Annotated in this window: 7 protein-coding genes; all 7 read left to right on the top strand. The window is 41.5% G+C overall.

Annotated elements, in window-relative coordinates:
* Window positions 1-30 precede the first annotated feature (30 nt).
* The 7 genes from WJP93_RS08125 to WJP93_RS08095 all read left to right on the top strand — a co-directional run bounded on the left by WJP93_RS08125 (window position 31) and on the right by WJP93_RS08095 (window position 6,644).
* Window positions 31-561 carry a hypothetical protein gene (locus WJP93_RS08125; RefSeq protein WP_337547698.1) on the top strand — a complete coding sequence of 177 codons (531 nt, stop codon included), beginning with the start codon at window positions 31-33 and terminating at the stop codon, window positions 559-561.
* 225 nt (window positions 562-786) lie between these two features.
* Window positions 787-1,224 (top strand): GH32 C-terminal domain-containing protein, encoded by a 438-nt coding sequence (locus WJP93_RS08120; RefSeq protein ID WP_337547697.1) that lies wholly within the window; start codon window positions 787-789, stop codon window positions 1,222-1,224.
* Between the two features lie 182 nt (window positions 1,225-1,406).
* Window positions 1,407-2,900 (top strand): glycoside hydrolase family 32 protein, encoded by a 1,494-nt coding sequence (locus WJP93_RS08115; protein ID WP_337547695.1) that lies wholly within the window; start codon window positions 1,407-1,409, stop codon window positions 2,898-2,900.
* 20 nt (window positions 2,901-2,920) lie between these two features.
* On the top strand, window positions 2,921-3,889 hold the full coding sequence (locus tag WJP93_RS08110; protein WP_337547694.1) for a carbohydrate kinase: 969 nt from the start codon (window positions 2,921-2,923) through the stop codon (window positions 3,887-3,889).
* Window positions 3,890-3,928: 39 nt separating this feature from the next.
* On the top strand, window positions 3,929-4,954 hold the full coding sequence (locus WJP93_RS08105) for a glycoside hydrolase family 172 protein (RefSeq protein WP_337547693.1): 1,026 nt from the start codon (window positions 3,929-3,931) through the stop codon (window positions 4,952-4,954).
* Window positions 4,955-5,093: 139 nt separating this feature from the next.
* Window positions 5,094-5,414, top strand: coding sequence for a PadR family transcriptional regulator (locus tag WJP93_RS08100; RefSeq protein WP_066557181.1), 321 nt, complete (start codon window positions 5,094-5,096; stop codon window positions 5,412-5,414).
* 60 nt (window positions 5,415-5,474) lie between these two features.
* Window positions 5,475-6,644, top strand: a complete 1,170-nt coding sequence (locus tag WJP93_RS08095; RefSeq protein WP_066557178.1) for a DUF4097 family beta strand repeat-containing protein — start codon at window positions 5,475-5,477, stop codon at window positions 6,642-6,644.
* The last annotated feature ends 140 nt before the right edge of the window (window positions 6,645-6,784 follow it).

Genomic DNA, 6,784 nt, shown 5'->3' with positions numbered 1-6,784 from the left:
AGGCACTAGAACTCCGTCAATGGAACCCCAGTGGCTTGCCGCTGGGTTAAGTCAGTAAAGTGGGTTGATCAAATGTATGAGCCACTCAACAGTATGCAGGCAATTTATGGTGCAATCGGTTCTTATTGGAACGAGGAGCCAGATGAGAAGGGCTGTTACACGATGAGAGATTTAAAGGATGGTGAGACAGCAGGTGAGCTGAAGTCAAAGAATGAGTTGTTAGGACCTACAGAGCAGCTGACAGAGGATTATGGTACTTACTATTATCTTGAGGATCGTGCTCAGCAAAGAATTGATGACATACGTGATTTCTGGTTCCAGTATGTAGATTCTACAGAGTATTATCCATCTGTTGTGTTTACAGAGGAAGAAACAAATACAATTAATGACTATTTAAGTGATTTAAAGGCATTGACAGAAGAAAAGACTGCTCACTGGCTTACAGATGGCGGCATCGAAGATGAGTGGGACGATTATGTTTCTGCAATGGACAGCATGGGACTGCAAGACGTTGTTGCAGCATGGCAGGCTGCATATGACCGTTATGTAGAGGCTCAGTAAAAAAGACCTGAGAAAATGGGGCAGGCATGAAAATGCCTGCCCTTGCTGTATCCGTGAACGATGATAAAAAGCTCACGGACAGAGCAGGGGCATGGAGTGGATGAAAAAGAATATAGCAAAGAAGTAGAACAAAGGGTCAATATCAAAGGAGGATGAAAATGTTATCACAGTTTAAGATGAATCCGGATCCAGCGTATCAAAACAGGGTACTTCCTGAGAGAGAAAATGCTTCTTGAAAGAACAAACTGTGGTATAGAAGAACTAAATCACGATTTGGAAAAGATTAATTCAAATCGTATGTATGTAAAGCTGACTACAGATGCTGATGAAATAGTAATCAATACAGAAAGTGTATTGGATGCGTCAAAGTCTGTTCAAGTAGTGTATGACCGCAATACAAAACGCTTTTTTGCACGAAACGCAGAAGGAAAGGAGATTTCTAGATTTAGTGATTCGTGTGATCTGGTTGAAGTTGAGGGAGAGATTACAATAGAGTATTTTCTTGATCATTCGATGATTGAGGTTTATTTAAACCAGAAAAAAGCAATGACACTTCGAAATTACGTGGCAGACGGAGAACGAAAAATCAGTGTAAGCTCAAGTAGTACCAATGCAAGAGTTAGTTCTATACAGCTTTGGAATATGAAAAGTGCTTATGACTAAAAAAGTCTTGACAAGATATATAAACCTAGTAAAATAGCATAAAAAACAATATAAAAATTTGCTGTTTTGCCAATGTGTTAAACGGTTGACATAAATGGCATTTCGAGTATATACTTACAGTGTAAGATAGGTACGCAAACAAATTTATAAATAATAAAGACAGCAAACAAAAGGGAGGAAATATGATCAGCGAAAAATTAGAAAAGGCAAGAGCTTATGAAGCAGAGAACGAGAAAAAGATCACACCACAGATGAGACCGGTGTTTCACCTGACACCACGAGTTGGCTGGATGAATGATCCAAATGGTTTTTCTTATTATAATGGGGCATATCATATGTTCTATCAGTATTATCCATATCGTCCATTCTGGGGACAGATGCATTGGGGTCATGCAGTGAGTAAGGATCTTCTGCACTGGAATTATCTTCCTGCAGCACTTGCACCAGATGAACCGTATGAAAACGGCGGCGGCTGCTTCTCAGGAAGTGCAATTGATCTTTCTGATGGACGTCAGCTTCTTGTGTATACTGGTGTATTATCTGAAAAACAGCCAGATGGAACAATGCACGATGTACAGCAGCAGTGCGTGGCAGTTGGTGATGGCGTAAATTATGAAAAGTGCGAAAATAATCCTGTTATGACAGCAAAACAGCTGCCGAGTGATTCGAACAGATTTGATTTTAGAGATCCGAAGGTATGGAAGGCAGCAGACGGAAGCTATCGCTGTGTGATGGTAAACTGTGATAACAAGGGAGATGGACGTGCAGTTTTGTTTGAAAGCAAGGATGGCTTCTCATGGAACTTTAAGAGTATTTTAGCACAGAATAATGGAAAGTATGGAAAGATGTGGGAGTGTCCGGATCTGTTTGAGCTGGATGGAAAGGCAGTTTTGATTGTAAGTCCGATGGAGATGGAGGCAGAAGGACTTGAATATCCAAATGGTCACGGTGTTGTATGCCAGATCGGAACATACGACGATGAGACAGGAACCTTTACATGTGAGCATGCACAGACTGTTGATTATGGTGTTGATTTTTATGCACCGCAGTCTACACAGACACCAGATGGCAGAAGAGTCATGATTGGATGGATGCAAAACTGGGCATTTGTTAACCAGCATGCAGAGACTGAGCCATGGTTTGGTCAGATGGCACTGCCAAGAGAGCTGTCAATTGTTGATGGCAAGCTGATTCAGCGTCCGACAAAGGAATTTGATGCATGCCGCAAAAATCCAGTTTCACACAATGGTGTGTGTGTAGCAGGTTTAGAGGCAGTAAAGCTTGAAGGCATTGAAGGTCGTGTGGCTGATGTTGAACTTACGATTGCACCAAAAAGCAAGGACGACAGTTACTATATGTTTGAAATGAGATTTGCACAGGATGACAAGCATTACACAGCACTTCGCTATCGTATGCACGAGTCTGAGCTTGAGCTTGACAGAAGCTACTCTGATTCTAGAATTGCGATGATTCACAAGCGTTCCTGCAAGGTAAAAGATAACGGCGGTAAGCTTAAGCTTCGTGTTGTGATTGACCGTTTTAGTGCAGAGGTTTTTGCAAACGATGGTGAGCAAGTGATGAGTGTAACATTTACGACAGATACTGCGGCAAAGGAAATCTCATTTGTGGCAGATGGAACAGTATACATGGATATTGTAAAATACGATATTGAGTGATGAAAGGCATGCAAACAGATATGAATGAGAAAATATATGATGTAACAGCACTTGGCGAGCTTTTGATTGATTTTACAGAAAATGGAACAAGTGCACAGGGAAATCCCCTTTTTGAGGCTAATCCAGGCGGAGCTCCATGTAATGTGCTTGCGATGCTTACAAAGCTTGGTCATAAAACTGCATTTATTGGAAAGGTAGGAGATGACTTCTTTGGAAAGCAGTTAAGAGAAGCCATCACAGAGGTAGGAATTGATTCAACTGGACTTTTAAGCGATCCTGAAATTCACACAACACTGGCAATGGTTCACACGTATCCAGACGGTGATCGCGACTTTTCTTTTTATCGCAATCCAGGAGCAGATATGATGCTTCGTGAGGATGAGATTCCGGAAGAGTTGATTAAAAGTACAAAGATTTTTCATTTTGGAACATTGTCAATGACACATGATGGTGTACGCGCTGCAACAAAAAAAGCAATCTCTATTGCAGAAGAAGCAAATGCGCTTATTTCCTTTGACCCGAATCTTCGCCCACCGCTGTGGAAGTCTTTAGATGATGCAAAAGAGCAGGTACTTTATGGTCTTGGTCATTGTCATATTTTAAAAATCTCTGACAACGAGATCCAGTGGCTTACCGGAAAAGAAGATTATACCGATGGTGTAAACTGGATTCGTGAGCGCTACAATATTCCGTTGATTCTTGTATCTATGGGTAAGGAAGGAAGCCGTGCCTATTATGAAGATAAGATTGTAGAGGTAAAGCCATTCCTGCAGAAAAATACTATTGAAACAACAGGTGCAGGTGATACCTTCTGCGGCTGTGTACTGCACTATATTTGTGAACATGGATTAGATAATCTTACAGAGGCTGATTTGACATCGATGCTGACGTTTGCAAATGCAGCAGCAGCAAGAATCACAACGCGAAAAGGTGCTCTTCGTGTGATGCCAGATCGTGCAGAGATTGAGGCGGTAATGGAAAAACAATAATCAGAAAATTAATAATCAGAAAGCGAGGATGCAAAATTCATGAAACTATACAGAATTAAGAATCGCCAAAGCTTTGGCTTTTCAGCTGAAAATCCGACTGGACAAAAAAATGGTGGTACAAAGGGTAAGGATTGTGAGAAATTAAGTCCGTGTATTCAGATTGCTCCGGGAGAAACTGTTACGCTGTGTGATACAGATGGTCCTGGCATGATTACACACATTTGGTTTACCGGATATGTTGGACATAGTTTTGTTATGCGTATTTATTGGGAAAATGAGGAATTTCCGTCTGTTGAAGCGCCTATCTCTGCATTTTTTGGCTGCGCATATGATGAAAATTTCAAGGATCGCGACGGAAACTACATTGTTTTAAATTCAGCGAAAATCCTCACAGCACCAGGACGTGGCTTTAACAGCTACTGGGAGATGCCATTTGCAAAGCACTGTCGCATCACTATGGAGAACCGTGGCAAGAAGGAAGAAACGCTGTATTATATGATCTCTGGCTGGTACGGCGAGATTCCTCAGGATGCAGGCTATTTCCATGCTGCATATCGTCAGGAGCATCCAGTTACGAAAGGACGCGCATATACAATTATTGATGGAATTGAAGGCAGAGGCTGCTTTGCAGGTGTGACACTCGCAACAGGTATGAATGGAAACAACACCTGTTGGGTAGAGGGCGAAGCAAAGATGTATATTGACGATGACCAGTATCCAAGCATGAATTATACTGGAACAGAGGATTATTTCTGTGGTTCATACGGTTTTGGAAATGATATCATTTTGAATCGTTACCAGACATTTAGCGGAATGTATACAGGACTTTTTGCTATCATGGGTGACAATCGCGAATTTTATAACGGACAGCAGCGCTTCTTGCTGTATCGCTTCCATGAGAAGGATCCGGTGTATTTCTCTAAGAATTTCAAAATGACGATCGACAACCTTGGATGGACAGGACCACGCTACGATGATTACACATCTGTTGCATACTGGTATCTGGAAAAACCGTCAAAGCTGGCAAAGGAACTGCCGAGTGATGAAGAAATGGTTATGAAGTAATGAATTGACATATGCCCACGGTGAAAACCGTGGGCTTTTTGCTGTCAAAAAAACACTAAGTTTTTTTATATACTATATTGCAATATAGAATAGTATGTGATATGATGCAGCTAACAGGAAAAAAGAAGGAGGTGTGAGCATGAATGCTCAGTTTAAAAAAGGAGCGCTTGAGTTGTGCGTGCTGTCGCAGCTGGCGCTTCGTGACCAGTACGGCTATGAGCTTACTGAAAATATTTCAAAGGAGATGAAGCTGGCGGCAGGTACGCTGTATTTGATCTTAAAGAGGTTGAGGGATGAGGAATATGTGGAGACATATCTTGTCGAGGCAGGGGAAGGACCAGCTAGAAAGTATTATCACCTCACGGTGAAGGGCTGGGCCTATCAGGAACAGTTAAAGAAAGAATGGTTTGATTTCACGGCAGCAGTTGAGCGGCTGATAGTGAGCAAAGAAAGCAAGTGAATAAAAAATAGCAGCCGAGTTAATATACGATGCTGAGTATGAAGAAAGGTGGAAAATATTATGAAAAAGGACGAATTTTTTGCACAGCTGCGCACTGCATTTGCAGGGATGGATGAGGAATTGTTGACGGATATTCTCGGTGATTACGAGAATCATTTTAAGGAAGGTATTGAAAACGGAAAGAGTGAAGAGGAGATTTGTGAAGAACTTGGAAATGTCGAGGAAATCCGTCAGGCATTCTTAGATGAAAATCCGGCTGCTATGACAATAAATGTCAATTCAAATTCGGACGCAGTGGGTAATTCTGATATTTATAACCGTTTTTATCCAGGCATTCAGCGTGTCAATGCTCAGCTCACAGATGCCGATATTGAAATCAAAAAGAGCAATACAAATGAGGTAGAGCTGTCTGTAACTGGTGGGCTTGCAGATGATATGGAGGCATTAAAAGAGACGCTTCGTGTCAGTGCGTCTGTTGGAACCCTTTCGATTCAGCAGGAAAAGAAAGCAGGGATAAGTGTTTCTTATGCTGCCTCACGCTTATTTGGCCTTAAGGTGGGGAAATATTCAGCAGGAATTGCTATTCATATTGCAGTGCCAGAGCAGTTTGAAAAAATTAAGGTAAAGAATATAAGTGGCGATATCGTCGTAAATGATATATCTAGTGAACGTTTTCTAGTAGAAGCAGTGAGTGGTGATATTTCTGTGGATCAACTTAATACAAAGCAGTGTGAACTTAATTCAAAGAGCGGTGATATCAAAACAAATAACAGCAGCGCAAAGACTTTATTGATTCATACTGGAAGCGGTGACGTAGGAGTGGAAGATTGTCAGGCAGATGAACTTTTTGCATCAAGCATCAGCGGCGATGTGAATGTGATCGCATGCAAGGCAGATAAGATGGATGTTGTGAGTATAAGCGGAGACATAAAGGCCGAATTTGATAAGAGCGCGCAGTGCAGAGCAAAGAGTACCAGTGGTGATTGTAAAGTGACGATTGGAAATCAGGTAGATGCTGTAGTTTCCAGTACCAGCGGTGATGTAAACGTTCGCTACATTGGAGAAATTGGACTCGAAATGGTGCTTTCCAGTACGAGTGGTGATGTTTCTGCTGTCTGTGGAGGAATTAACAGTAAGGGAAAGAAAAAAGTGCAGGAGCGCTTTGGTGAGCCTGACAGTAAGTTAAAGGCATCTACCATATCTGGTGATATCAAGGTACGCGATTGTTAAGTCAGCGTTCACGGGATATTTTTTCGCCGCTAATTTAAGTATTGAATATGAACTGTAGTGATTCAACTACCACTTGATTTTTGACAAAAACACCTGCATTGAATTCAAGTATTGCGTAAGCTATAATACAACCATCCGTT

It is taken from the genome of Anthropogastromicrobium sp. (assembly GCF_037349415.1).
GTDB lineage: Bacteria > Bacillota > Clostridia > Lachnospirales > Lachnospiraceae > Anthropogastromicrobium > Anthropogastromicrobium aceti.
Note: the sequence above shows the minus strand (reverse complement) of the source record. Positions and strands in the feature narration are given on the sequence as shown.

What these genes read in the sequence shown, in the direction of transcription:
- WJP93_RS08115 (WP_337547695.1), top strand. Translation starts at nt 1,407, where the DNA reads ATGATCAGCGAAAAATTAGAAAAGGCAAGAGCTTATGAAGCAGAGAAC.
- WJP93_RS08120 (WP_337547697.1), top strand. Translation starts at nt 787, where the DNA reads ATGCTTCTTGAAAGAACAAACTGTGGTATAGAAGAACTAAATCACGAT.
- WJP93_RS08100 (WP_066557181.1), top strand. Translation starts at nt 5,094, where the DNA reads ATGAATGCTCAGTTTAAAAAAGGAGCGCTTGAGTTGTGCGTGCTGTCG.
- WJP93_RS08095 (WP_066557178.1), top strand. Translation starts at nt 5,475, where the DNA reads ATGAAAAAGGACGAATTTTTTGCACAGCTGCGCACTGCATTTGCAGGG.
- WJP93_RS08110 (WP_337547694.1), top strand. Translation starts at nt 2,921, where the DNA reads ATGAATGAGAAAATATATGATGTAACAGCACTTGGCGAGCTTTTGATT.
- WJP93_RS08105 (WP_337547693.1), top strand. Translation starts at nt 3,929, where the DNA reads ATGAAACTATACAGAATTAAGAATCGCCAAAGCTTTGGCTTTTCAGCT.